Raw genomic sequence first — 22,250 nt, forward strand, 5'->3', positions numbered from 1 at the left:
TTCGTGAGGGGGCTGGGCGTGACACCGGCCCGCTGAACATCATTCGGAGATGGACATGACAGCGCTCTACATGATTATCGGCACCCTTGTGGCCTTGGGGGTGCTGGTCACTTTCCACGAATTCGGCCACTTCTGGGTGGCGCGCCGCTGTGGCGTCAAGGTGTTGCGTTTTTCGGTGGGCTTCGGCACGCCGCTGCTGCGTTGGCATGACCGCCACGGCACCGAGTTCGTGGTTGCGGCTATCCCGTTGGGGGGCTACGTCAAGATGCTCGACGAGCGCGAAGGCGATGTGCCGCCAGCGCTGGCTGGGCAATCGTTCAATCGCAAGTCGGTACGCCAGCGTATCGCGATCGTCGCGGCAGGCCCGATTGCCAACTTTCTGCTGGCTATCCTGTTTTTCTGGGTGCTGGCGATGCTGGGTACCCAGCAGGTCCGTCCGGTAATCGGTGCGGTCGATAGTGGCAGCCTGGCAGCATCGGCCGGTCTGACCGCAGGTCAGGAAATCGTTTCTATCGATGGCAAAGCGACCAACGGTTGGTCAGCGGTCAATCTGCAACTGGTTCGTCGCCTGGGTGAGAGCGGTACGTTGCAGGTTGGCGTGCTTGAAGAGGGCGCCAGCGCTGAGCGCCAACTGCAGGTCAAGCTGGACAGCTGGCTCAAGGGCGCTGACGAGCCGGACCCGATCCAGTCTCTGGGGCTGCACCCTTGGCGCCCGGCGATCACGCCAGTGCTTGCCGAGATCGATCCGAAGGGGCCGGCAGCCGCTGCGGGCCTGAAAACCGGTGACAAGTTGCTGGCTGTCGATGGCCAGGCCGTCACTGAATGGCAGCAAGTAGTCGACAGTGTTCGCGCCCGCCCAGATGCCAAAGTAGTGGTGCGTGTGGAGCGCGACGGTGCGGCCCTGGAGCTGCCGGTGACCCTGGCCCGCAAGGGCGAGGGCAAGGCAGTTGGTGGCTATCTGGGTGCCGGGGTAAAAGGTGGCGAATGGCCTGCCAACATGCTCCGCGAAGTCAGCTACGGCCCGCTGGATGCGGTGGGTGAGGGCTTGTCGCGCACCTGGAACATGAGCGTCCTGACCCTTGAATCGCTGAAGAAAATGCTGTTCGGGGAGCTCTCGGTAAAAAACTTGAGTGGACCGATAACCATTGCTAAAGTGGCGGGCGCTTCAGCCCAGTCCGGCGTGGGGGATTTCCTGAATTTCCTGGCCTACCTGAGCATAAGCCTGGGGGTTCTTAACCTGCTGCCCATTCCAGTACTGGATGGGGGGCATTTGCTGTTTTACCTGGTCGAGTGGGCGCGCGGTCGTCCGCTATCCGATCGGGTGCAAGGTTGGGGGTCCAGATCGGTATCAGTTTGGTCATAGGGGTGATGTTGCTCGCCCTGATCAACGATCTGGGTCGACTATAAAAGCTTCGCTCAATTGCGAACCTGCCGTTTTGTGGCGGTAGGTTGTTTATTGCCAGTTGGAATAAAAGGACTTCATGAAACGTCTGCTGCTAACTGCGGTCATGTCCGCACTGATGATCGCTGAAGTTCACGCCGAGTCCTTCACCATCTCCGATATTCGCGTCAACGGCCTGCAGCGGGTTTCCGCCGGCAGTGTGTTCGGTGCCCTGCCGCTGAACGTCGGCGACCAGGCCGATGACCGCCGCTTGGTGGACTCGACCCGTTCCCTGTTCAAGACCGGGTTCTTCCAGGACATCCAGTTGAACCGCGATGGCAATGTGCTGATCATCAACGTGGTCGAGCGCCCGTCGGTGTCGAGCATCGAGATCGAAGGCAACAAGGCGATCAGCACCGAAGACCTGATGAAGGGCCTGAAGCAATCGGGCCTGGCCGAGGGCGAAATCTTCCAGCGTGCCACCCTCGAAGGTGTGCGTAACGAGCTGCAGCGCCAGTACGTGGCCCAGGGCCGCTACTCGGCCGAGGTCGACGCCGAAGTGGTGCCGCAGCCGCGCAACCGTGTGGCGCTGAAGATCAAGATCAACGAAGGCACCGTCGCCGCCATCCAGCACATCAACATCGTTGGCAACAACGTGTTCGATGATGAAACCCTGGGGCAGCTGTTCGAGCTGAAGACCACCAACTGGCTGTCGTTCTTCAAGAACGATGACAAGTACGCCCGTGAAAAACTCTCCGGTGACCTGGAGCGCCTGCGTTCCTACTACCTGGACCGCGGCTACATCAACATGGACATCGCCTCCACCCAGGTGTCCATCACGCCGGACAAGAAGCACGTCTACATCACCGTCAACATCAACGAAGGCGAGAAGTACACCGTTCGCGACGTGAAGCTGTCCGGTGACCTCAAGGTGCCGGAAGACCAGGTCAAGTCGCTGCTGCTGGTGCAGCCAGGCCAGGTATTCTCGCGCAAGGTGATGACCACCACCTCCGAGCTGATCACCCGCCGCCTGGGTAACGAAGGCTACACCTTCGCCAACGTCAACGGCGTGCCACAGCCGAACGACCAGGACCACACGGTCGACATCATGTTCGTGGTCGACCCGGGCAAGCGTGCCTACGTCAACCGCATCAACTACCGCGGCAACACCAAGACCGAAGACGAAGTGCTGCGCCGCGAAATGCGCCAGATGGAAGGCGGGTGGGCGTCGACCTACCTGATCGACCAGTCCAAGACCCGTCTGGAGCGCCTGGGCTTCTTCAAGGAAGTCAACGTAGAGACCCCACCGGTGCCGGGCACCGACGACCAGGTCGACGTCAACTACAGCGTCGAAGAGCAGGCCTCCGGCTCGATCACCGCCAGCGTCGGTTTCGCCCAGAGCGCCGGCCTGATCCTCGGTGGTTCGATCAGCCAGAGCAACTTCCTCGGTACCGGTAACAAAGTATCCGTCGGCCTGACCCGTTCGGAATACCAGACCCGCTACAACTTCGGCTTCGTTGATCCCTACTTCACTGCCGATGGCGTCAGCCTGGGCTACAACGCCTTCTACCGCAGCACCGACTACGACGACCTCGACGTCGACGTGGCCAGCTATGCGGTCGACAGCTACGGTGCCGGCGTGAGCCTGGGCTACCCGATCAGCGAAACCTCGCGCCTGACCTACGGCCTGAGCGTGCAGCAGGACAAGATCAAGACCGGTAAGTACACCGTTGACGAGATCTTCGATTTCCTCGACCAGGAAGGCGACAACTTCCTGAACTTCAAGGCTTCGATCGGTTGGTCCGAATCGACCTTGAACAAAGGCGTGCTGGCCACCCGTGGTCACTCGCAAAGCCTGACCCTGGAATCCACCATTCCGGGCAGCGACCTGTCGTTCTTCAAGCTCGACTACCGTGGGCAGCTGTTTCAGCCGATCAGCAACGACTACACCCTGCGCCTGCACACCGAACTGGGCTATGGTGATGGTTATGGCAGTACATCGGGCCTGCCGTTCTACGAGAACTACTTCGCAGGTGGCTTCAACTCTGTCCGTGGCTTCAAGGACAGCAGCCTGGGCCCGCGCAGTACCCCGAGCCGTGGCGCGGATGATCCTAACGGCAAACCCGGTACCATCCGTGACCCGGACCAGGATCCGCTGCCGTTCGGTGGCAACGTGCTGGTTCAAGGTGGCGTCGAATTGCTGTTCCCGCTGCCGTTCGTCAAGGATCAGCGTTCGCTGCGCACGTCCGTGTTCTGGGACGTGGGTAACGTGTTCGACACCAATTGCGGCAACAAACCTGATTGCGAGAAGGTCGGCTTCTCGGGCATGGCCAGTTCGGTCGGCCTGGGTGTCACCTGGATTACCGCACTGGGCCCGCTGAGCTTCAGCCTGGCAATGCCGGTCAAGAAGCCGGACGATGCCGATACCCAGGTGTTCCAATTCTCTCTGGGCCAGACCTTCTAAGGTCGGCCCCTGCTTAATGACAACGGTTTATCCAGGAGTGCATCGTGCGTAAATTGGCTCAACTGGCCGTAGTGGCCGCGGCGCTGGTCGCCACCCCGGCTTTCGCCGAAATGAAGGTAGCCGTGCTGAACTATCAGATGGCCCTGCTCGAGTCGGATGCCGCCAAGAAGTACGCGGTCGATGCCGAGAAGAAGTTCGGCCCGCAACTGACCAAGCTGAAAAGCCTGGAAAGCAGCGCCAAGGGCATCCAGGACCGCCTGATCAAGGGCGGTGACAAGATGCAGCAGCAGGAGCGTGAGCGCCTGGAGCTCGAGTTCAAGCAAAAGGCCCGCGACTTCCAGTTCCAGTCCAAGGAGCTGAACGAAGCCAAGGCCGTCGCTGACCGCGATATGCTCAAGCAGCTGAAGCCGAAGCTGGATGGCGCCGTCGAGGAAGTGATCAAGAAAGGCGGTTTCGACCTCGTTCTCGAGCGTGGTGCGGTCATCGATGTCAAACCTCAGTACGACATCACCCGCCAGGTCATCGAGCGCATGAACCAAGCCCGTTGATATGAGTGTGACCATGACGCTAGGCCAACTGGCCGAGGCCCTCGGTGCCACCCTCAAGGGGCCCGAGGCGCTGCAGATTACCGGGCTGGCCACCTTGCAAGAGGCTGGCCCCGGTCAGTTGAGCTTCCTCGCCAACCCGCAGTACCGCAAGTACCTGGATAACTGCCAGGCGGGTGCGGTATTGCTCAAGGCCGCGGATGCCGAGAGTTTCGCTGGCAATGCCCTGATCGTGGCCGACCCCTACCAGGCGTATGCGCGTATTTCCCACCTGTTCGACCCTAAACCCAAGGCTGTGGCGGGAATCCATCCCAGCGCCGTGGTGGCTGAGGACGCGCAGGTAGACGCCAGCGCCAGCATCGGGCCGTTCGCGGTCATCGAAAGTGGTGCACGTATCGAGGCTGATGTCAGCATCGGCGCACATTGCTTCGTCGGTGCGCGTTGCGTTGTAGGTGAGGGCGGCTGGCTGGCGCCGCGGGTTACGTTGTATCACGACGTCACCATCGGCAAGCGTGTGGTCATCCAGTCGGGTGCTGTGATCGGCGGCGAAGGCTTCGGTTTTGCCAATGAGAAGGGCATCTGGCGCAAGATTGCCCAGATTGGTGGCGTCACCATTGGTGATGACGTGGAAATCGGCGTCAATACTGCCGTTGACCGTGGTGCGCTGTCCGACACGCGGATCGGGGACGGGGTCAAGCTCGACAACCAGATCCAGATCGCCCACAACGTGCAGATCGGTGACCACACGGCTATGGCCGCTTGCGTAGGCATCTCCGGCAGTACACGCATCGGCAAGCATTGCATGCTGGCCGGCGGCGTGGGCCTGGTGGGGCACATCGATATTTGCGATAACGTATTTGTTTCCGGGATGACAATGGTAACCCGTTCGATCACCGAACCCGGTTCCTATTCATCCGGCACAGCCATGCAGCCTCTGGCTGACTGGCGCAAGAGCGCTGCGCGTATCCGCCAGCTGGATGACATGGCCAAACGTCTTCAGCAGCTGGAAAAACGCGTCGATACCGTGACCTCAGGTGGCCTGCCGACATCAGAAGGCTGATACCATTCCCTGAGCAAGAGTGAACAGTCGCTAGCTGGCTCCTCTTTGGATTGCAAAAGGAGCGTGTGGTCAGCACCTGCGCTCCCTATTCTTATTACAGGCTTCCCCCCCGAAATGATGGACATCAACGAGATTCGCGAATACCTGCCTCACCGCTACCCGTTCCTGCTGGTGGATCGTGTGACGGATCTGGACTTCGAGGCCCAGAGCATTCGTGCCTACAAGAATGTCAGCATCAACGAGCCGTTTTTCAATGGCCACTTCCCGGCGCACCCGATCATGCCGGGCGTCCTGATCATCGAAGCCATGGCCCAGGCGGCCGGCATCCTTGGTTTCAAGATGCTCGATGCCAAGCCGGCCGATGGCACCCTGTACTATTTCGTCGGTTCCGACAAACTGCGTTTCCGTCAGCCGGTACTGCCGGGTGACCAGCTGGTGCTGGAAGCCAAGTTCCTCAGCCGCAAAAGCATGATCTGGAAGTTCGAATGCCGCGCCCTGGTCGATGGCAAACCGGTTTGCTCGGCAGAAATCACCTGCGCGGAACGCTCCCTATGAATTCGATTGATCCTCGGGCCATTATCGATCCGTCGGCCAAGCTGGCCGATGGGGTCGAGGTCGGCCCTTGGTCGATCGTTGGCCCTGATGTAGAAATCGGGGAGGGCACCGTTATCGGCCCGCATGTTGTGCTCAAGGGGCCGACCCGTATTGGCAAGCACAACCGTATCTTTCAGTTTTCCTCGATCGGTGAAGACACCCCGGACCTCAAGTACAAGGGGGAGCCGACGCGCCTGGTGATTGGCGATCACAATGTGATCCGCGAAGGGGTGACCATCCACCGTGGTACTGTTCAGGACCGCGCGGAGACCACCGTGGGTGACCACAACCTGATCATGGCCTACGCCCACATTGGCCACGACAGCGTCATCGGCAACCACTGCATCCTGGTCAACAACACGGCGCTGGCCGGTCATGTGCATGTGGGTGACTGGGCGATCCTGTCCGGCTACACCCTGGTTCACCAGTACTGCCACATTGGCGCCCACGCGTTTTCCGGCATGGGTACGGCGATTGGCAAGGATGTTCCGGCTTTCGTGACCGTGTTCGGCAGCCCGGCCGAAGCCCGCAGCATGAACTTCGAGGGCATGCGCCGCCGTGGTTTCAGCGACGAGGTGATCCACGTGCTGCGTCGTTGCTACAAGATTGTCTACCGTCAGGGCCTGACCGTCGAAGACGCGCTCAAGGAACTGGCCGAGCCGGCCGCGCAACATCCTGAGGTCGAGCTGTTCCGTCAGTCGATCGTGAGCTCCGCCCGCGGTATTACACGCTGATATGGCCCAGCTTTGCGTAGCGCTGGTCGCCGGTGAGGCCAGCGGCGATATTCTGGGTTCAGGCTTGATGCGTGCCCTCAAGGCACGTCACCCTGATGTACGTTTTATCGGCGTCGGCGGCCCTTTGATGGAAGCCGAAGGCCTGCAATCCTATTTCCCCATGGAGCGCCTGGCCGTCATGGGCCTGGTCGAAGTACTGGGGCGCCTGCGCGAGCTGCTCAAGCGCCGCAAGCTATTGATCCAGACGTTGATCGACGAAAAACCCGACGTTTTCATCGGTATCGACGCCCCGGACTTCACCCTCAATATCGAACTGAAACTGCGTCAGGCCGGCATCAAGACCGTGCACTACGTCAGCCCATCAGTGTGGGCCTGGCGGCAGAAGCGTGTGCTGAAGATTCGCGAAGGTTGCGACCTGATGCTGACGCTGTTGCCGTTTGAGGCGCGCTTCTACGAAGAGCAAGGTGTACCGGTGCGCTTTGTCGGCCACCCGCTGGCCGACACCATCCCGCTTGAAGCTGACCGCTCGGTCGCGCGTGCCGCACTGGGCCTGGGCGAAGGGCCGATAGTGGCGCTGATGCCCGGTAGCCGGGGTGGTGAAGTAGGGCGCTTGGGCGCGTTATTCCTCGATGCAGCCGAGCACCTGTGTCAGCAGGTGCCGGGTGTGCGCTTTGTGCTGCCCTGTGCCAACGCTGCGCGGCGTGCCCAGGTCGAGCACATGCTTGAAGGGCGCCAGCTGCCGCTGACCTTGCTCGATGGCCAGTCGCACCAAGCCCTGGCGGCCTGTGACGCGGTGTTGATCGCTTCGGGCACCGCGACCCTCGAAGCGCTGCTGTACAAGCGGCCGATGGTGGTGGCGTACCGCCTGGCACCGTTGACCTACTGGATTCTCAAGCGCCTGGTGAAAAGCCCCTACGTGTCGTTGCCGAACCTGCTGGCCCAGCGCGAGCTGGTGCCCGAGCTGCTGCAGGACCAAGCCACCAGCCAAGCGTTGGCCAACACCCTTGCGCCGCTGGTGCGCGATGGTAGCCAACAGACCGAACGTTTCGACGAAATTCACCGCACCCTGCGCCGTGACGCCTCCAACCAGGCGGCCGAGGCGGTACTGGCCCTGCTCAAGGACCGCTGACATGCAAATTGGACTGGACTTCAACCTGGTCGAAGACCTGGTTGCCGGCGTTGACGAAGTGGGCCGTGGCCCGCTGTGCGGCGCAGTGGTTACGGCGGCAGTGATCCTCGACCCTGCGCGACCGATTCTTGGCCTGAACGATTCGAAGAAACTCACTGAGGCCAAACGCGAGGCGCTGTTCGACGAGATCTGCGAAAAGGCCCTGAGCTTCTGCATCGCCCGCGCCGAGGTCGAGGAAATCGACCGCCTGAATATCCTGCAAGCCACCATGCTGGCCATGCAACGTGCGGTGGAAGGCCTGCACATTACCCCCAAGCTGGCCTTGATCGATGGCAACCGCTGCCCGAAGCTGGCCGTGCCGGCGTCGCCTGTGGTCAAGGGCGATAGCCAGGTGCCGGCCATTGCGGCGGCATCGATCCTGGCCAAAGTAACCCGTGATCGGGAAATGAGCGCATTCGAACTGATCTACCCAGGGTATGGCATCGGCGGGCACAAGGGTTACCCGACTCCCGTGCACCTTGAGGCGCTCGCGCGCCTGGGGCCTACGCCCATTCATCGGCGTTCGTTTGCCCCGGTGCGGGCGGCGTGGGAAGCGCGTGAAGGCGTCACCGATTCCCTGATCTGACCTGCCAGGGCCGCTTCGCGGGCTTGCCCGCTGCCGCAGGTGCGGCGTCGCTGCTGATGGCAGCAATCTCTCGGTGGGAGCGGGGGTGCCCGCGGAGGGCTGCGACGCAGCCCCAAATCCCCTCCCCATTTAAGCTACAATCCCGCCCTTGTCGTTAAGCACTGCTACAGGATCTTCCATGTCGGTTCCCTTCGTTCACCTGCGCGTCCACTCCGAATTCTCGCTGGTCGACGGTCTGGTGCGGATCAAACCGCTGGCCAAGGCGCTGGCCGGGATGAACATGCCAGCGGTGGCGATCACCGACCAGAGCAACATGTGCTCGCTGGTGAAGTTCTACAAAACGGCCATGGGCGCCGGCATCAAACCGATCTGCGGTGCCGACCTGTGGCTGGCCGGTGCCGACCCGGAAGCCCCGCTGTCGCGCATTTGCTTCCTGGCCATGAACCCCCAGGGCTATCGCAACCTCACCGAATTGATCTCGCGGGGCTGGACCGACGGCCAGCGAAACGGCCTGGTCATCCTCCAGCGTGAATGGATCGCCCCCGCCAGCGAAGGCCTGATTGCCCTGTCTGCGGGCAAGGAAGGCGACATCGGCATGGCCTTGCTCAATGGTCGAGACGATGAAGCCCAAGCCCTGCTGCAAGACTGGATGGGCATGTTCCCCGAGCGCTTCTATGTAGAAGTACAGCGCACCAATCGCGCCCGCGACGAAGAATACGTGCACGCTGCGGTAGCCCTGGCCGACAAGTTTGGCGCGCCGCTGGTGGCCACCAACGACGTGCGTTTCATCAAGCAGTCGGACTTCGACGCCCACGAAACCCGTGTATGCATCGGCGAAGGCTGGACCCTCGACGACCCACGCCGCCCGCGTGGCTACAGCGACCAGCAGTACCTGAAGTCGGCCGAGGAAATGGCCGAGTTGTTCAGCGACCTGCCCGACGCCATCGCCAACACGGTCGAAATCGCCAAGCGCTGCAACATCCAGGTGCAGTTGGGCAAATACTTCCTGCCTGACTTCCCGACGCCCAACGGCATGGGCATCGACGATTACCTGCGGCATGTGTCCTACGAGGGCCTTGAAGAGCGCCTGGCGGTGCTGTGGCCGAAAGACACCACGCCCAATTACGAAGAGAAGCGCCAGGTTTACCTCGACCGCCTGAAGTTCGAGCTGGATATCATCATCCAGATGGGCTTCCCCGGTTACTTCCTGATCGTCATGGACTTCATCAAGTGGGCCAAGAACAACGATGTGCCGGTCGGCCCGGGGCGGGGGTCGGGTGCCGGCTCGCTGGTGGCCTACGTACTGAAGATCACCGACCTTGACCCGCTGGCCTATGACCTGCTGTTCGAGCGCTTCCTGAACCCTGAACGTGTTTCCATGCCCGACTTCGACGTCGACTTCTGCATGGACGGCCGCGACCGGGTCATCGACTACGTGGCCGAGGCCTACGGCCGTAACGCGGTAAGCCAGATCATCACCTTCGGTACCATGGCCGCCAAGGCGGTGGTGCGTGACGTGGCGCGGGTGCAGGGCAAGTCCTACGGCCTGGCCGATCGCCTGTCGAAGATGATCCCGTTCGAAGTGGGCATGACCCTGGAGAAGGCCTACGAGCAGGAAGAAATCCTGCGCGACTTCCTCAAAAGCGACGAAGACGGCCGCGAAATCTGGGACATGGCCCTGAAGCTGGAAGGTGTGACCCGGGGTACCGGCAAGCACGCCGGTGGTGTGGTTATCGCGCCGACCAAGCTTACCGATTTTTCGCCGATCGCTTGTGATGAAGAAGGCGGTGGCCTGGTCACCCAGTTCGACAAGGATGACGTCGAGGCCGCCGGCCTGGTGAAGTTCGACTTCCTCGGCCTGCGTACCCTGACCATCATCAAGTGGGCGATGGAGATCATCAACCGCGAGCAGGCCAAGAACAACCTGCCCGACTTGAACATCGACTTCATCCCGCTGGATGACCGCAAGACCTACGAGCTGTTGCAGAAGGCCGAAACCACGGCCGTGTTCCAGCTTGAATCGCGGGGCATGAAGGAGCTGATCAAGAAGCTCAAGCCCGACTGCCTGGAAGACCTCATCGCACTGGTGGCACTGTTCCGCCCCGGCCCGCTGCAATCGGGCATGGTGGACGACTTCATCAACCGCAAGCACGGCCGCGCCGAGCTGGCCTACCCACATGCGGACTACCAGTACGAAGGCCTCAAGCCGGTACTGGCGCCCACCTACGGCATCATCCTGTACCAGGAACAGGTGATGCAGATCGCCCAGGTGATGGCAGGCTATACCCTGGGCGGCGCCGACATGCTGCGCCGGGCGATGGGTAAGAAAAAGCCCGAGGAAATGGCCAAGCAGCGCGGTGGTTTCATCGAAGGTTGCGTGGCCAACAATATCGATGCGGACCTGGCTGGTAACATCTTCGACCTGGTAGAAAAGTTCGCCGGTTACGGTTTCAACAAATCTCACTCCGCAGCCTATGGCCTGGTGTCTTACCAGACCGCCTGGCTGAAAACCCACTACCCGGCGCCATTCATGGCTGCGGTACTGTCGGCGGATATGCACAACACCGACAAGGTGGTGGTGCTGGTAGAAGAAGTTCGCAGCATGAAGTTGCGTCTGGACGCGCCAGATGTGAACTTCTCCGACTTCAAGTTCACCGTCAACAACGACGGCCGTATCGTCTACGGCCTGGGTGCCATCAAGGGCGTCGGCGAAGGGCCGGTGGAAGCAATCGTCGAGGCCCGTGCCCAGGGCGGCCCGTTCAAGGACCTGTTCGACTTCTGTGACCGCATCGATCTCAAACGGGTGAACAAGCGTACCCTCGATGCGCTGGTGCGCAGCGGCGCGCTGGACCGGCTGGGCCCGCACTTCCATGACGAGATAAAGGCCTACCAGGCCAACATCGACATCAACCGTGCGACCTTGCTCTCGGCGCTGGGTGAGGCCATCAAGGCTGCCGAGCAAGCGGCCCACACCGCTGACAGCGGTCACGTCGATCTGTTCGGCAGCATGTTCGACGAGGCGCAAGTCGACGTCTATGCCAACCACCGCAAGGTCCGCGAGCTGACCCTCAAGGAGCGCTTGAAGGGCGAAAAAGACACCCTTGGCCTGTACCTGACCGGTCACCCGATCGACGAGTACGAGACCGAGATCCGCCGCTTCGCCCGCCAGCGCATCATCGACCTCAAGCCGTCGCGCGAAACCCAGACCATCGCCGGCATGATCATCGCCTTGCGGGTGATGAAGAACAAAAAGGGCGACAAGATGGGCTTCGTTACCCTGGATGACCGCTCCGGGCGCATAGAGGCTTCCCTGTTCGCAGATGCCTACATCGCGGCACAGTCCTTGCTGCAGGCCGATGCCATGGTGGTGGTCGAAGGCGAGGTCAGCAACGACGACTTCTCCGGCGGCCTGCGCCTGCGGGTTAAGCAGGTCATGACCATGGAAGACGCACGCACCAAGCTGGCCGAGAGCCTGCGCCTGAAAGTGGCGCACGATGCCCTGAAGGGCGACCGGCTGAAGTGGCTGGGTGAGCTGATCACCCGCCATCGCGGTGCTTGCCCGATCACCCTGGAGTACACCGGCAGCGACGCCAAGGCCATGTTGCAGTTCGGCGAGCAGTGGGCGATCGACCCGGCCGACGGGCTGATTCAGGCGCTGCGTGACCAGTTCGGGCGTGAGAACGTCTTCCTGCAATATCGTTGAACCGACAAAACATTTAATCTCGACCTGAATGCGCCTGATCCCTTAAGGTATGGCGCCAAACGGATCAACCGGCCGGCCGCCTGGCCGTAGACCCAAGACGGATGACTATGAACCCGAATTTTCTCGATTTCGAACAGCCGATTGCCGACCTGCAAGCCAAGATCGAAGGCCTGCGCCTGGTAGGTAACGACAACTCGCTGAACATCAGCGATGAAATTGCCCGTCTGCAAGACAAGAGCAACACCCTGACCGAAAGCATCTTCGGCAACCTGACCAGCTGGCAGATCGCCCGCCTGGCCCGTCACCCACGTCGTCCTTATACCCTGGACTACCTGGAGCACATCTTCACCGAGTTCGAAGAGCTGCACGGTGACCGCCACTTCTCCGATGACGCTGCCATCGTAGGCGGCACCGCCCGCCTGGACGGCAAGCCAGTCATGGTCATTGGTCATCAGAAGGGCCGCGAAGTACGCGAGAAGGTGCGTCGCAACTTCGGCATGCCGCGCCCGGAAGGCTACCGCAAGGCTTGCCGCCTGATGGAGATGGCCGAGCGCTTCAAAATGCCGATCCTGACCTTCATCGACACCCCAGGTGCATACCCAGGCATCGACGCCGAGGAGCGCAACCAGAGCGAGGCAATCGCCTGGAACCTGCGCGTGATGGCGCGCCTGAAAACCCCGATCATCGCCACCGTGATCGGTGAGGGTGGTTCTGGCGGTGCACTGGCCATCGGCGTGTGCGACCAACTGAACATGCTGCAGTACTCCACCTACTCGGTGATCTCGCCGGAAGGCTGCGCTTCGATCCTGTGGAAGACTGCCGACAAAGCCGCTGACGCCGCCGAGGCAATGGGCATCACTGCCGAGCGCCTGAAGAGCTTGAACATTGTCGACAAGGTCATCCAGGAGCCGCTGGGCGGCGCCCACCGTGACCCGGCCAAGATGTCGGAAGCCATCCGTGCCGACCTGGTGCAGCAACTGGACATGCTCGGCAAGTTCGACAACGACGCGCTGCTGGCACGCCGTTACGAGCGCCTGATGAGCTACGGCCTCTGATAGCGAGATGACGGGCACCGGCTTTGCCGGTGTTCGCGGGCACGCCCGCTTGCACAGGTAATGCTCTACCCTCGGGGCTAGCGGCATACTTGTGGGAGCGGGCGTGCCCGCGAATGATTTGTTGAATCGAGCGAGGGCTAGATGATCAACCTCAACCCCTGGCTCAATGCCCCCAACTGGTACATCGCCTACTCCGGCGGCCTCGACTCCACCGTCCTCCTGCACCTGCTGGCTGACTACGCCCGCAACCACGCGTCCCCCCGTTGCGCGCCATTCATGTCCATCACGGCCTGCAAACCGCCGCTGACGCCTGGCCTGCCCATTGCCAAGCCATCTGCGACAATCTCGGCATCGAACTCCAGGTCATCCACGTCCAGGTCAGCCCTGGCGCGAGTGTCGAACAGGCCGCTCGCGACGCCCGCTATGCCGCTTTCAAGCAAACGCTCGGCCCTGGCGACATCCTGTTCACCGGCCAGCACCGCGACGACCAGGCTGAAACCCTGCTGTTCCGCCTGCTGCGCGGCGCCGGTCTGCGTGGCCTTGCGGCAATGCCGGGGCAGCGGGCGCTAGGGCAGGGCAGCCTGGCCAGGCCGTTGCTGGGGTGTGCCCGGCAACAGTTGCAGGACTACGCCAGCGCCCACCGGCTGGCCTGGATCGAAGACCCGTCGAACACTGACACACATTTCGCCCGCAACTACCTGCGCGGCGAGGTGTTCCCGCGCTTGCAACAACGTTGGCCACAAGCCAGTCAGAACCTCGCCCGCGCTGCAGAGCACTTGGGTGAGGCCCTGGGCCTGCTGGACGAGCTGGCCCAGGCCGACCTGGCGCGCGCGCAGGAGGGGGCACCCGCCGCGTGGTCGGCGCTACCATCGCTCGGCCTGGCTGCCCTGGCGACGCTTTCGCCGTCCCGTCAACGCAATGCCTTGCAATATTGGCTGAGCCAGCGCACCCGTTTGCCCGACACGCGGCATTGGGCTGGCTGGGCAGACCTGCGCGATGCCGGCGCCGATGCCCAGCCAGTCTGGTCGCTTGCCGATGGGCGGTTGCTGCGTAGCCAAGGGCGCGTCTGGTGGTTGAGTGGCGATTGGCTGAAGACACCCATCGGCCAGCTGGCCTGGGCTGATCCTGACGAGCCGTTGCTGTTGCCGGGCAATGGTAGTGTGCGTCTTGTTGGCGCAGGCCAGCTCGATGGGTTGCGCATCGCCTACCGCCTGGGTGGTGAAATGCTGGAGATCCCCGGCCGTGGACGGCGCGACCTCAAGCGCCTGCTCAACGAGCAGCAAGTGCCGCATTTCCTGCGTTCGCGCCTGCCGCTGCTGTATCGGGGCGAACGCCTGCTGGCAGTGGCCAACTTGCCCAGGCAGGTGCAGGCGGATTGCCAGCTGCATTGGCAGTTACCGACGAACGCGCAAGGTTTGAGCTGAAGGGTACATTCCGGTAGACTACCCTCCCTTCTTGATACAACTTCTGTGGGTTCCGCGAAAACACAGGGGTTGCCGATTACCAAGCAGTTTTTTGCTGGGCTGATTCTGGAAATGACGAGCGAGCTCCATGCCGGGGATACCCCTGGTCTGTACAGACGCGGCAGTTTTTCGAGATGCACTGTGATTGACGCAGGTGATCGGGGGCTTCGGCCTTCCTTCGCTTTCTCCGGCGGCGCTGGCCGCCTTAACGCAGACTTCTAGGGTTTTTCATGACGCGCTACATATTCGTCACGGGCGGTGTTGTTTCTTCATTGGGGAAAGGCATTGCCTCGGCTTCCCTGGCGGCCATCCTGGAAGCGCGGGGCCTGAAGGTCACCATGCTCAAGCTGGATCCGTACATCAACGTCGATCCGGGCACCATGAGCCCGTTCCAGCATGGTGAAGTGTTCGTCACCCACGATGGCGCCGAGACCGACCTCGACCTGGGCCACTACGAGCGGTTCATCCGCACCACCATGACCCAGAACAACAACTTCACCACCGGCCGTATCTACGAGCACGTGCTGCGCAAGGAGCGCCGTGGTGATTACCTGGGCGCGACCATCCAGGTCATCCCGCACATCACCGACGAAATCAAGCGTCGCATCATCAAGGGCGCCGGCGATGCCGACGTGGCCCTGGTGGAAATCGGCGGTACCGTGGGTGACATCGAGTCGCAGCCGTTCCTCGAGGCCATTCGCCAGCTGCGCGTCGAAGTGGGTTCCAAGCGCGCCATGCTGATGCACCTGACCCTGGTCCCGTACATCGCCACCGCTGGCGAAACCAAGACCAAGCCGACCCAGCACTCGGTCAAGGAGCTGCGCTCCATCGGCCTGCAGCCTGATGTGCTGATCTGCCGCTCCGACCACCCGGTCGATGCCTCGTCGCGTCGCAAGATCGCGCTGTTCACCAACGTTGAAGAGCGTGCGGTGATTTCGCTGGAAGACGTCGACACCATCTACAAGATCCCGGGCGTACTGCACGCACAGGGCCTGGACGACTTCGTCGTCGAGCGCTTCGGCCTGCAGTGCAATGGCGCCGACCTGTCCGAGTGGGACAAAGTGGTCGATGCCAAGCTCAACCCAGAGCACGAAGTGACCATTGCCATGGTCGGCAAGTACATGGAACTGCTGGATGCGTACAAGTCGCTGATCGAGGCAATGAGCCACGCCGGCATCACCAACCGCACCAAGGTCAACCTGCGCTACATCGACTCGGAAGACATCGAGAACCAGGGCACCAGCCTGCTCGAAGGCGCCGATGCCATCCTGGTGCCTGGCGGTTTCGGCCTGCGCGGCGTGGAAGGCAAGATTACCGCGGTGCAATACGCCCGTGAGAACAAGGTGCCGTACCTGGGTATCTGCCTGGGCATGCAAGTGGCGGTGATCGAATTCGCCCGTAACGTGATGGGTTGGAAGACGCCAACTCCACCGAATTCGACCGTAACAGCGGCCACCCTGTGGTCGGCCTGATCACCGAGTGGGCCGATGCCACCGGTGCCGTCGAGACCCGCGACGAGGCTTCCGACCTGGGCGGTACCATGCGCCTGGGTGCTCAGGACTGCCAGCTGGCTGCCGGTTCCAAGGTGCACGACTGCTACGGCAAGGACGTGATCACCGAGCGTCACCGTCACCGCTACGAAGTGAACAACAACCTGCTGCCGCAGCTGGTCGACGCAGGCCTGGTGGTTTCCGGTCGTTCCGAAGACGGCGCGCTGGTGGAAGTGGTCGAGTCCAAGGACCACCCATGGTTCGTCGCTTGCCAGTTCCACCCAGAATTCACTTCGACCCCACGTGACGGCCACCCGCTGTTCAGTGGTTTCGTCAAGGCAGCTCTGGCTCAGAAGAACAAGGCCTGATCAATGACCCAGAAGATCATTCGCGTCGGTAACATCGAGATCGCCAACGACAAGCCGTTCGTCCTGTTCGGCGGCATGAACGTCCTGGAATCCCGTGACCTGGCAATGAAGGTCTGCGAAGAGTATGTGCGGGTTACCGAAAAGCTCGGTATCCCGTATGTGTTCAAGGCCAGCTTCGACAAGGCCAACCGTTCGTCGGTGACGTCCTACCGTGGCCCAGGCATGGAAGAAGGGCTGAAGATCTTCGAAGAGATCAAGCGCACCTTCAACGTGCCGGTGATTACCGACGTACACGAGCCTTACCAGGCCGAGCCCGTCGCCAAGGTGTGCGACATCATCCAGTTGCCGGCTTTCCTGTCGCGGCAGACTGACCTGGTGGTGGCCATGGCCAAGACCGGCGCGGTGATCAACATCAAGAAGGCCCAGTTCCTCGCCCCCCAGGAAATGAAACACATCCTGGCCAAGTGCGAAGAGGCCGGTAATGACCAGTTGATCCTCTGCGAGCGTGGTTCGAGCTTCGGCTACAACAACCTGGTGGTGGACATGCTCGGCTTCGGCATCATGAAGCAGTTCGAGTACCCGGTGTTCTTCGACGTGACCCACGCCCTGCAAATGCCGGGTGGCCGCAGCGATTCGGCGGGTGGCCGCCGTGCCCAGGTCACCGACCTGGCCAAGGCCGGCATGAGTCAGGGCCTGGCCGGGCTGTTCCTCGAGGCCCACCCCGACCCGGACAACGCCAAGTGCGATGGCCCATGCGCCCTGCGCCTGGACAAACTGGAGCCGTTCCTGGCCCAGCTCAAGCAATTGGACGACCTGGTGAAAAGTTTTCCGACGGTAGAAACCGCGTAAAGCTCATTTCTCGGGTAAAGTACCGCCCGATCCACCCCTGACCAGTCGGTCAGGGGCTCCCTTCACCTGGCCTGCCCAAAGCAAGTCCGCCCGGTGAACGGCAAGAATTTCCTAAGCTAAGTTGTTTTCGTCAAATTCTGGAGTGCTTACAACAATGGCAAAAATCGTCGACATCAAAGGTCGTGAAGTTCTCGATTCGCGTGGCAACCCCACCGTGGAAGCCGATGTACTGCTCGACAACGGCATCATCGGCAGCGCTTGCGCGCCGTCCGGTGCTTCCACCGGCTCGCGCGAAGCGCTGGAGCTGCGTGATGGCGACAAGAGCCGTTACCTGGGCAAGGGCGTGCTGAAGGCCGTCGCCAACATCAACGGCCCGATCCGTGAGCTGCTGCTGGGCAAGGACCCTTCCGACCAGAAGGCCCTGGACCGCGCCATGATCGAACTGGACGGTACCGAGAACAAGGCCAAGCTGGGCGCCAACGCCATCCTGGCTGTTTCCCTGGCTGCCGCCAAAGCTGCCGCCCAGGACCAGGACCTGCCGCTGTACGCGCACATCGCCAACCTGAACGGCACTCCTGGCCAGTACTCGATGCCGGTGCCGATGATGAACATCATCAACGGTGGCGAGCACGCCGACAACAACGTCGACATCCAGGAGTTCATGGTTCAGCCGGTTGGCGCCAAGACCTTCTCCGACGGCCTGCGCATGGGTACCGAAATCTTCCACCACCTCAAAGCCGTGCTCAAGGCCCGTGGCCTGAACACCGCCGTAGGTGATGAAGGTGGTTTCGCGCCTAACCTGGCTTCCAACGAAGACGCCCTGGGCGCCATCGCCGAAGCGGTCGAAAAAGCCGGCTACAAGCTGGGCACCGACGTGACCCTGGCCCTGGACTGCGCGGCTTCCGAATTCTACGAAGACGGCAAGTACAACCTGTCCGGCGAAGGCAAGTCGTTCGACGCCGAAGGCTTCGCCGAGTACCTGAAAGGCCTGACCGAGCGCTTCCCGATCATCTCGATCGAAGACGGCCTGGACGAGTCCGACTGGGCTGGCTGGAAAATCCTCACCGACAAGATCGGTGAAAAAGTCCAGCTGGTCGGTGACGACCTGTTCGTGACCAACACCAAGATCCTCAAGGAAGGCATCGAGAAGGGCATCGGTAACTCGATCCTGATCAAGTTCAACCAGATCGGCTCGCTGACCGAAACCCTGGAAGCGATCCAGATGGCCAAGGCTGCTGGCTACACTGCAGTGATCTCGCACCGTTCCGGTGAAACCGAAGACTCGACCATTGCCGACCTGGCCGTGGGTACTGCCGCGGGTCAGATCAAGACCGGTTCGCTGTGCCGTTCCGACCGCGTTTCCAAGTACAACCAGCTGCTGCGCATCGAAGAGCAACTGGGCGCCAAAGCGGTTTACCGTGGTCGTGCCGAGTTTCGCGGCTAAGCAAGAGATGGTAAAAAGGCAGCAGCCGGAGCGGTAGGAACGTTCGTACTGAACTTAACTACGTTCCAACGGGTTTCTGTCAACGAAGCCTGGCCTCGGCCAGGCTTCGTGCTATTCGAGGCCCCGTAAAAAAGTATGCGGCAGCCTTTTTAACCTGGATAACGTGATGCGCAGTCCCTATTGGGTGTTCCTCGTTCTGCTCCTGCTGCTGGGTGGCCTGCAGTACCGCCTGTGGGTGGGTAACGGCAGCCTGGCGCAAGTGACCGAGCTGAAGCAGCAGATTGCCGACCAGCATGCCGAAAACGAGCGCTTGCTTGAGCGTAACCGCGTGCTCGATGCCGAAGTGCTGGAGCTGAAAAAAGGCATGGAGACCGTTGAAGAACGGGCTCGCCATGAATTGGGGATGGTCAAAGAGGGCGAAACCCTCTTCCAGTTGCCACAGAAATGATCAATACCTTGCCGGCCTTCTGGGCCGTGATTCCTGCTGCGGGCGTTGGTGCCCGCATGGCTGCCGACCGCCCCAAGCAATACCTGGAGCTGGCTGGGCAGACCCTTCTCGAGCACAGCCTCGATTGTTTTCTTGGCCACCCGGCGCTTGCAGGGGTGGTAGTCAGCATTGCCGATGACGACCCGTATTGGCCTGGCCTGCGCTACGCCAGCGACCCGCGCATCCAGCGCGCGGCAGGTGGGCGTGAGCGCGCTGACTCGGTGCTCAACGCCTTGCTGGTGCTGCATGCCCAAGGGGCCTCGGACAGCGATTGGGTACTGGTGCACGATGCCGCGCGGCCAAACCTGGCGCGCAGCGACCTGGACAAGCTGTTGTCGGAATTGGCAGACGACCCGGTGGGTGGCCTGCTGGCGGTGCCGGCGCGCGATACCCTCAAGCGTGCCGATGGCAATGGCCGGGTGAGCGCTACCGTGGACCGCAGCACCATCTGGCAGGCGTATACGCCGCAGATGTTCCGCCTGGGTGCGTTGCACCGTGCGTTGGCCGAGTGCCTGGTGTCGGATGTCGTGGTGACCGATGAGGCTTCGGCCATCGAGTGGTCCGGTCAAGCGCCGCGGCTGGTTGAAGGGCGAAGTGACAACATCAAGGTGACCCGGCCGGAAGACCTGGAGTGGTTGCGCCAGCGTTGGGCAGGGCGTCGCTAAGGCTTTGGACCAGTGCTGGCTTCTTCGCGGGCATGCCCGCGAAAGGGCCAGTACAAGCAGCGCACTCCTTCAGCCGAGACGATATTCCGGCAACCCCGCCAACCCTTCCTTCAGGTAATCCACCAACCGCCGTACCTTCGGCGAAAGGTGCCGCTGCTGCGGATATAGCGCCCATACCGCTGTATTTGGTGGCTGGTGCGCCTCTAGCAGTGACACCAGCGCACCGTTGTTCAGGTGTTCCAGCACGTAATAATCCGGCAGTTGGCACAACCCTATCCCTTGCAACGCCGCATCCAGCACCGCCTGCCCACTGTTGCAGCGCCAATTGCCCTGCACCCGCTGGCTGATTTCACGGCCATCCTGCTGCAGCGCCCACAAATCCGAACTGCCCACCAGGCAATTGTGCCGCGCCAGCTCCGAAAGGCTGTGTGGTCGGCCATAGCGCTCGAGATAGGCCGGCGAGGCGCACAGGTACATGCGCCTGGGTGCCAGGCGGGTGGCCACCAGCCGAGAGTCGGCCAGCCTGCCCAGGCGGATGGCCAGGTCCATGCCTTCATGCAGCAGGTCGAGGGTATGGTTGCTTAGTTCCACATCCACCCGCAGTTGCGGATACAGCGCCATGAACCGCGTTACCAGTGGCACGATGAAGCGCTCGCCATAGGCTACCGCGCAGGTCATGCGCAGCAAACCCTTGGGCTCGCTGGCCAGGTCGCCCATGGCGCGCAGGGCTTCCTCGCGGCCATCCTGCAGGCGCTGGCAATGCTGCAGAAAGGTCTGCCCGGCCTCGCTCAGGGTTACCCGGCGGGTGCTGCGGTACAGCAGGCGCGTCTGCAGGCGCTCCTCCAGGCGAGCGATCTGCCGGCTGATATGTGACGAAGATACTCCCAGCCGTTCAGCGGCCGCGGTGAACTGGCCTGATTCGGCTACGGCGACGAATTCGTCGATGCCTTCCCAGCGGCTGCTCATTGATTATCCCTGTATGGCAATAATGTTTTGTCTTTGCCCGGATTATTCATCAAAAGCGGCTGAATTACACTGCAAGTCTGAATCGACCCTCTGTCTGGAGACCTTTGATGATCAAGTCCCGTGCTGCCGTAGCCTTCGAGGCCAAGAAACCCCTGGAAATCGTCGAAGTCGACGTGGCCATGCCCAAGGCCGGTGAAGTGCTGCTGCGCGTGGTCGCCAGCGGTGTTTGCCATACCGACGCCTACACCCTGTCCGGGGCGGACCCGGAGGGTATCTTCCCGTCGATTCTCGGCCACGAAGGCGGCGCGATCGTCGAAGCGGTAGGCGAGGGCGTGACCTCGGTAGCTGTCGGTGATCACGTGATCCCGCTGTATACCCCGGAATGCGGCAAGTGCAAGTTCTGCCTCTCGGGCAAGACCAACCTGTGTCAGGCCATTCGTGCCACCCAGGGCAAAGGCCTGATGCCGGACGGCACCACGCGTTTCTCGTACAAGGGCCAGCAGCTGTTCCACTACATGGGCACGTCGACCTTCTCCGAGTACACCGTGCTGCCGGAAATCTCCGTAGCCAAAATCCAGAAGGAAGCCCCCCTGGAAAAGGTCTGCCTGCTGGGCTGTGGCGTCACCACCGGTATCGGCGCGGTGCTCAACACCGCCAAGGTCAAGCCGGGTGACACCGTGGCCATCTTCGGCCTCGGCGGTATCGGCCTGTCGGCGGTGATCGGTGCGGTCAAGGCCAAGGCCTCGCGTATCATCGCCATCGACATCAACCCGGCCAAGTTCGAAATCGCCCGTCAACTGGGTGCCACCGACTGCGTCAACCCGAAAGACTACGACCGCCCGATCCAGGAAGTGATTGTCGACCTCACCGACGGTGGCGTGGACTTCTCCTTCGAGTGCATCGGCAACGTGCAACTGATGCGCGCGGCCCTGGAATGCTGCCACAAGGGCTGGGGCGAGTCGGTGATCATTGGTGTGGCGGGTGCCGGCCAGGAAATCGCCACCCGTCCGTTCCAGCTGGTTACCGGCCGGGTATGGCGCGGTTCGGCGTTCGGCGGCGTGCGAGGCCGCAGCGAGCTGCCAAGCTACGTGGAAATGTCCGAGAAGGGCGAAATCCCGCTGGACACCTTCATCACCCACACCATGGGCCTGGAAGACATCAACAAGGCCTTCGACCTGATGCATGAAGGTAAGAGCATCCGTAGCGTGATCCACTTCTGAGGTACGCC

General features: G+C 61.7%; 15 protein-coding genes and 3 pseudogenes. 17 read left to right on the forward strand and 1 reads right to left on the reverse strand.

What is annotated here, in order from left to right; all coding sequences use genetic code 11:
* Nucleotides 1-55: 55 nt before the first annotated feature.
* From rseP to ispD, 16 genes and pseudogenes are all read left to right on the forward strand, one after another.
* Nucleotides 56-1,407, forward strand: a pseudogene (gene rseP, locus AB5975_16020) (RIP metalloprotease RseP).
* A 74-nt stretch (nt 1,408-1,481) separates the two neighbouring features.
* Complete coding sequence (bamA, locus tag AB5975_16025; GenBank protein XDR18195.1) at nt 1,482-3,845, forward strand: outer membrane protein assembly factor BamA; 2,364 nt, start codon at nt 1,482-1,484, stop codon at nt 3,843-3,845.
* A gap of 44 nt (nt 3,846-3,889) precedes the next feature.
* Complete coding sequence (locus AB5975_16030) at nt 3,890-4,393, forward strand: OmpH family outer membrane protein (protein ID XDR18196.1); 504 nt, start codon at nt 3,890-3,892, stop codon at nt 4,391-4,393.
* A gap of 1 nt (nt 4,394) precedes the next feature.
* Nucleotides 4,395-5,450, forward strand: coding sequence for a UDP-3-O-(3-hydroxymyristoyl)glucosamine N-acyltransferase (lpxD, locus tag AB5975_16035; protein ID XDR18197.1), 1,056 nt, complete (start codon nt 4,395-4,397; stop codon nt 5,448-5,450).
* Between the two features lie 114 nt (nt 5,451-5,564).
* Nucleotides 5,565-6,005, forward strand: a complete 441-nt coding sequence (fabZ, locus tag AB5975_16040) for a 3-hydroxyacyl-ACP dehydratase FabZ (protein XDR18198.1) — start codon at nt 5,565-5,567, stop codon at nt 6,003-6,005.
* Nucleotides 6,002-6,778, forward strand: a complete 777-nt coding sequence (lpxA, locus tag AB5975_16045) for an acyl-ACP--UDP-N-acetylglucosamine O-acyltransferase (GenBank protein ID XDR18199.1) — start codon at nt 6,002-6,004, stop codon at nt 6,776-6,778. The genes fabZ and lpxA overlap by 4 nt, the downstream gene beginning before the upstream one ends.
* Nucleotide 6,779: 1 nt before the next feature.
* Nucleotides 6,780-7,907 carry a lipid-A-disaccharide synthase gene (gene lpxB, locus AB5975_16050; GenBank protein XDR18200.1) on the forward strand — a complete coding sequence of 376 codons (1,128 nt, stop codon included), beginning with the start codon at nt 6,780-6,782 and terminating at the stop codon, nt 7,905-7,907.
* A 1-nt stretch (nt 7,908) separates the two neighbouring features.
* Nucleotides 7,909-8,532 carry a ribonuclease HII gene (gene rnhB / locus AB5975_16055; protein XDR18201.1) on the forward strand — a complete coding sequence of 208 codons (624 nt, stop codon included), beginning with the start codon at nt 7,909-7,911 and terminating at the stop codon, nt 8,530-8,532.
* 178 nt (nt 8,533-8,710) lie between these two features.
* On the forward strand, nt 8,711-12,235 hold the full coding sequence (dnaE, locus tag AB5975_16060; GenBank protein ID XDR18202.1) for a DNA polymerase III subunit alpha: 3,525 nt from the start codon (nt 8,711-8,713) through the stop codon (nt 12,233-12,235).
* Between the two features lie 107 nt (nt 12,236-12,342).
* Nucleotides 12,343-13,290 carry an acetyl-CoA carboxylase carboxyltransferase subunit alpha gene (locus tag AB5975_16065; GenBank protein ID XDR18203.1) on the forward strand — a complete coding sequence of 316 codons (948 nt, stop codon included), beginning with the start codon at nt 12,343-12,345 and terminating at the stop codon, nt 13,288-13,290.
* A gap of 141 nt (nt 13,291-13,431) precedes the next feature.
* Nucleotides 13,432-14,714: pseudogene (tilS, locus tag AB5975_16070) on the forward strand (tRNA lysidine(34) synthetase TilS).
* 269 nt (nt 14,715-14,983) lie between these two features.
* Nucleotides 14,984-16,611: pseudogene (locus AB5975_16075) on the forward strand (CTP synthase).
* A 3-nt stretch (nt 16,612-16,614) separates the two neighbouring features.
* Nucleotides 16,615-17,460 (forward strand): 3-deoxy-8-phosphooctulonate synthase, encoded by an 846-nt coding sequence (kdsA, locus tag AB5975_16080; protein ID XDR18204.1) that lies wholly within the window; start codon nt 16,615-16,617, stop codon nt 17,458-17,460.
* A 154-nt stretch (nt 17,461-17,614) separates the two neighbouring features.
* Nucleotides 17,615-18,904 carry a phosphopyruvate hydratase gene (gene eno / locus AB5975_16085; GenBank protein XDR18205.1) on the forward strand — a complete coding sequence of 430 codons (1,290 nt, stop codon included), beginning with the start codon at nt 17,615-17,617 and terminating at the stop codon, nt 18,902-18,904.
* A 166-nt stretch (nt 18,905-19,070) separates the two neighbouring features.
* On the forward strand, nt 19,071-19,352 hold the full coding sequence (gene ftsB, locus AB5975_16090) for a cell division protein FtsB (protein ID XDR18206.1): 282 nt from the start codon (nt 19,071-19,073) through the stop codon (nt 19,350-19,352).
* Nucleotides 19,349-20,056: a 2-C-methyl-D-erythritol 4-phosphate cytidylyltransferase gene (ispD, locus tag AB5975_16095; GenBank protein XDR18207.1), complete on the forward strand. Its 708-nt coding sequence runs from the start codon at nt 19,349-19,351 to the stop codon at nt 20,054-20,056. The genes ftsB and ispD overlap by 4 nt, the downstream gene beginning before the upstream one ends.
* A gap of 69 nt (nt 20,057-20,125) precedes the next feature.
* Here ispD and AB5975_16100 read toward each other — a convergent pair whose 3' ends face one another.
* Complete coding sequence (locus AB5975_16100; protein XDR18208.1) at nt 20,126-21,022, reverse strand: LysR substrate-binding domain-containing protein; 897 nt, start codon at nt 21,020-21,022, stop codon at nt 20,126-20,128.
* Between the two features lie 107 nt (nt 21,023-21,129).
* Here AB5975_16100 and AB5975_16105 point away from each other — a divergent pair, with 107 nt between their 5' ends.
* Nucleotides 21,130-22,242 carry an S-(hydroxymethyl)glutathione dehydrogenase/class III alcohol dehydrogenase gene (locus AB5975_16105; GenBank protein XDR18209.1) on the forward strand — a complete coding sequence of 371 codons (1,113 nt, stop codon included), beginning with the start codon at nt 21,130-21,132 and terminating at the stop codon, nt 22,240-22,242.
* Nucleotides 22,243-22,250: the final 8 nt, after the last annotated feature.

This window comes from Pseudomonas putida (assembly GCA_041071465.1).
In the GTDB taxonomy this organism is placed as follows: Bacteria; Pseudomonadota; Gammaproteobacteria; order Pseudomonadales; family Pseudomonadaceae; genus Aquipseudomonas; species Aquipseudomonas putida_P.

What these genes read in the sequence shown, in the direction of transcription:
- AB5975_16100 (XDR18208.1), bottom strand. Translation starts at nt 21,022, where the DNA reads ATGAGCAGCCGCTGGGAAGGCATCGACGAATTCGTCGCCGTAGCCGAA.
- ftsB (XDR18206.1), top strand. Translation starts at nt 19,071, where the DNA reads ATGCGCAGTCCCTATTGGGTGTTCCTCGTTCTGCTCCTGCTGCTGGGT.
- fabZ (XDR18198.1), top strand. Translation starts at nt 5,565, where the DNA reads ATGATGGACATCAACGAGATTCGCGAATACCTGCCTCACCGCTACCCG.
- dnaE (XDR18202.1), top strand. Translation starts at nt 8,711, where the DNA reads ATGTCGGTTCCCTTCGTTCACCTGCGCGTCCACTCCGAATTCTCGCTG.
- lpxB (XDR18200.1), top strand. Translation starts at nt 6,780, where the DNA reads ATGGCCCAGCTTTGCGTAGCGCTGGTCGCCGGTGAGGCCAGCGGCGAT.
- AB5975_16105 (XDR18209.1), top strand. Translation starts at nt 21,130, where the DNA reads ATGATCAAGTCCCGTGCTGCCGTAGCCTTCGAGGCCAAGAAACCCCTG.
- eno (XDR18205.1), top strand. Translation starts at nt 17,615, where the DNA reads ATGGCAAAAATCGTCGACATCAAAGGTCGTGAAGTTCTCGATTCGCGT.
- kdsA (XDR18204.1), top strand. Translation starts at nt 16,615, where the DNA reads ATGACCCAGAAGATCATTCGCGTCGGTAACATCGAGATCGCCAACGAC.
- bamA (XDR18195.1), top strand. Translation starts at nt 1,482, where the DNA reads ATGAAACGTCTGCTGCTAACTGCGGTCATGTCCGCACTGATGATCGCT.
- lpxD (XDR18197.1), top strand. Translation starts at nt 4,395, where the DNA reads ATGAGTGTGACCATGACGCTAGGCCAACTGGCCGAGGCCCTCGGTGCC.
- lpxA (XDR18199.1), top strand. Translation starts at nt 6,002, where the DNA reads ATGAATTCGATTGATCCTCGGGCCATTATCGATCCGTCGGCCAAGCTG.
- ispD (XDR18207.1), top strand. Translation starts at nt 19,349, where the DNA reads ATGATCAATACCTTGCCGGCCTTCTGGGCCGTGATTCCTGCTGCGGGC.
- AB5975_16065 (XDR18203.1), top strand. Translation starts at nt 12,343, where the DNA reads ATGAACCCGAATTTTCTCGATTTCGAACAGCCGATTGCCGACCTGCAA.
- rnhB (XDR18201.1), top strand. Translation starts at nt 7,909, where the DNA reads ATGCAAATTGGACTGGACTTCAACCTGGTCGAAGACCTGGTTGCCGGC.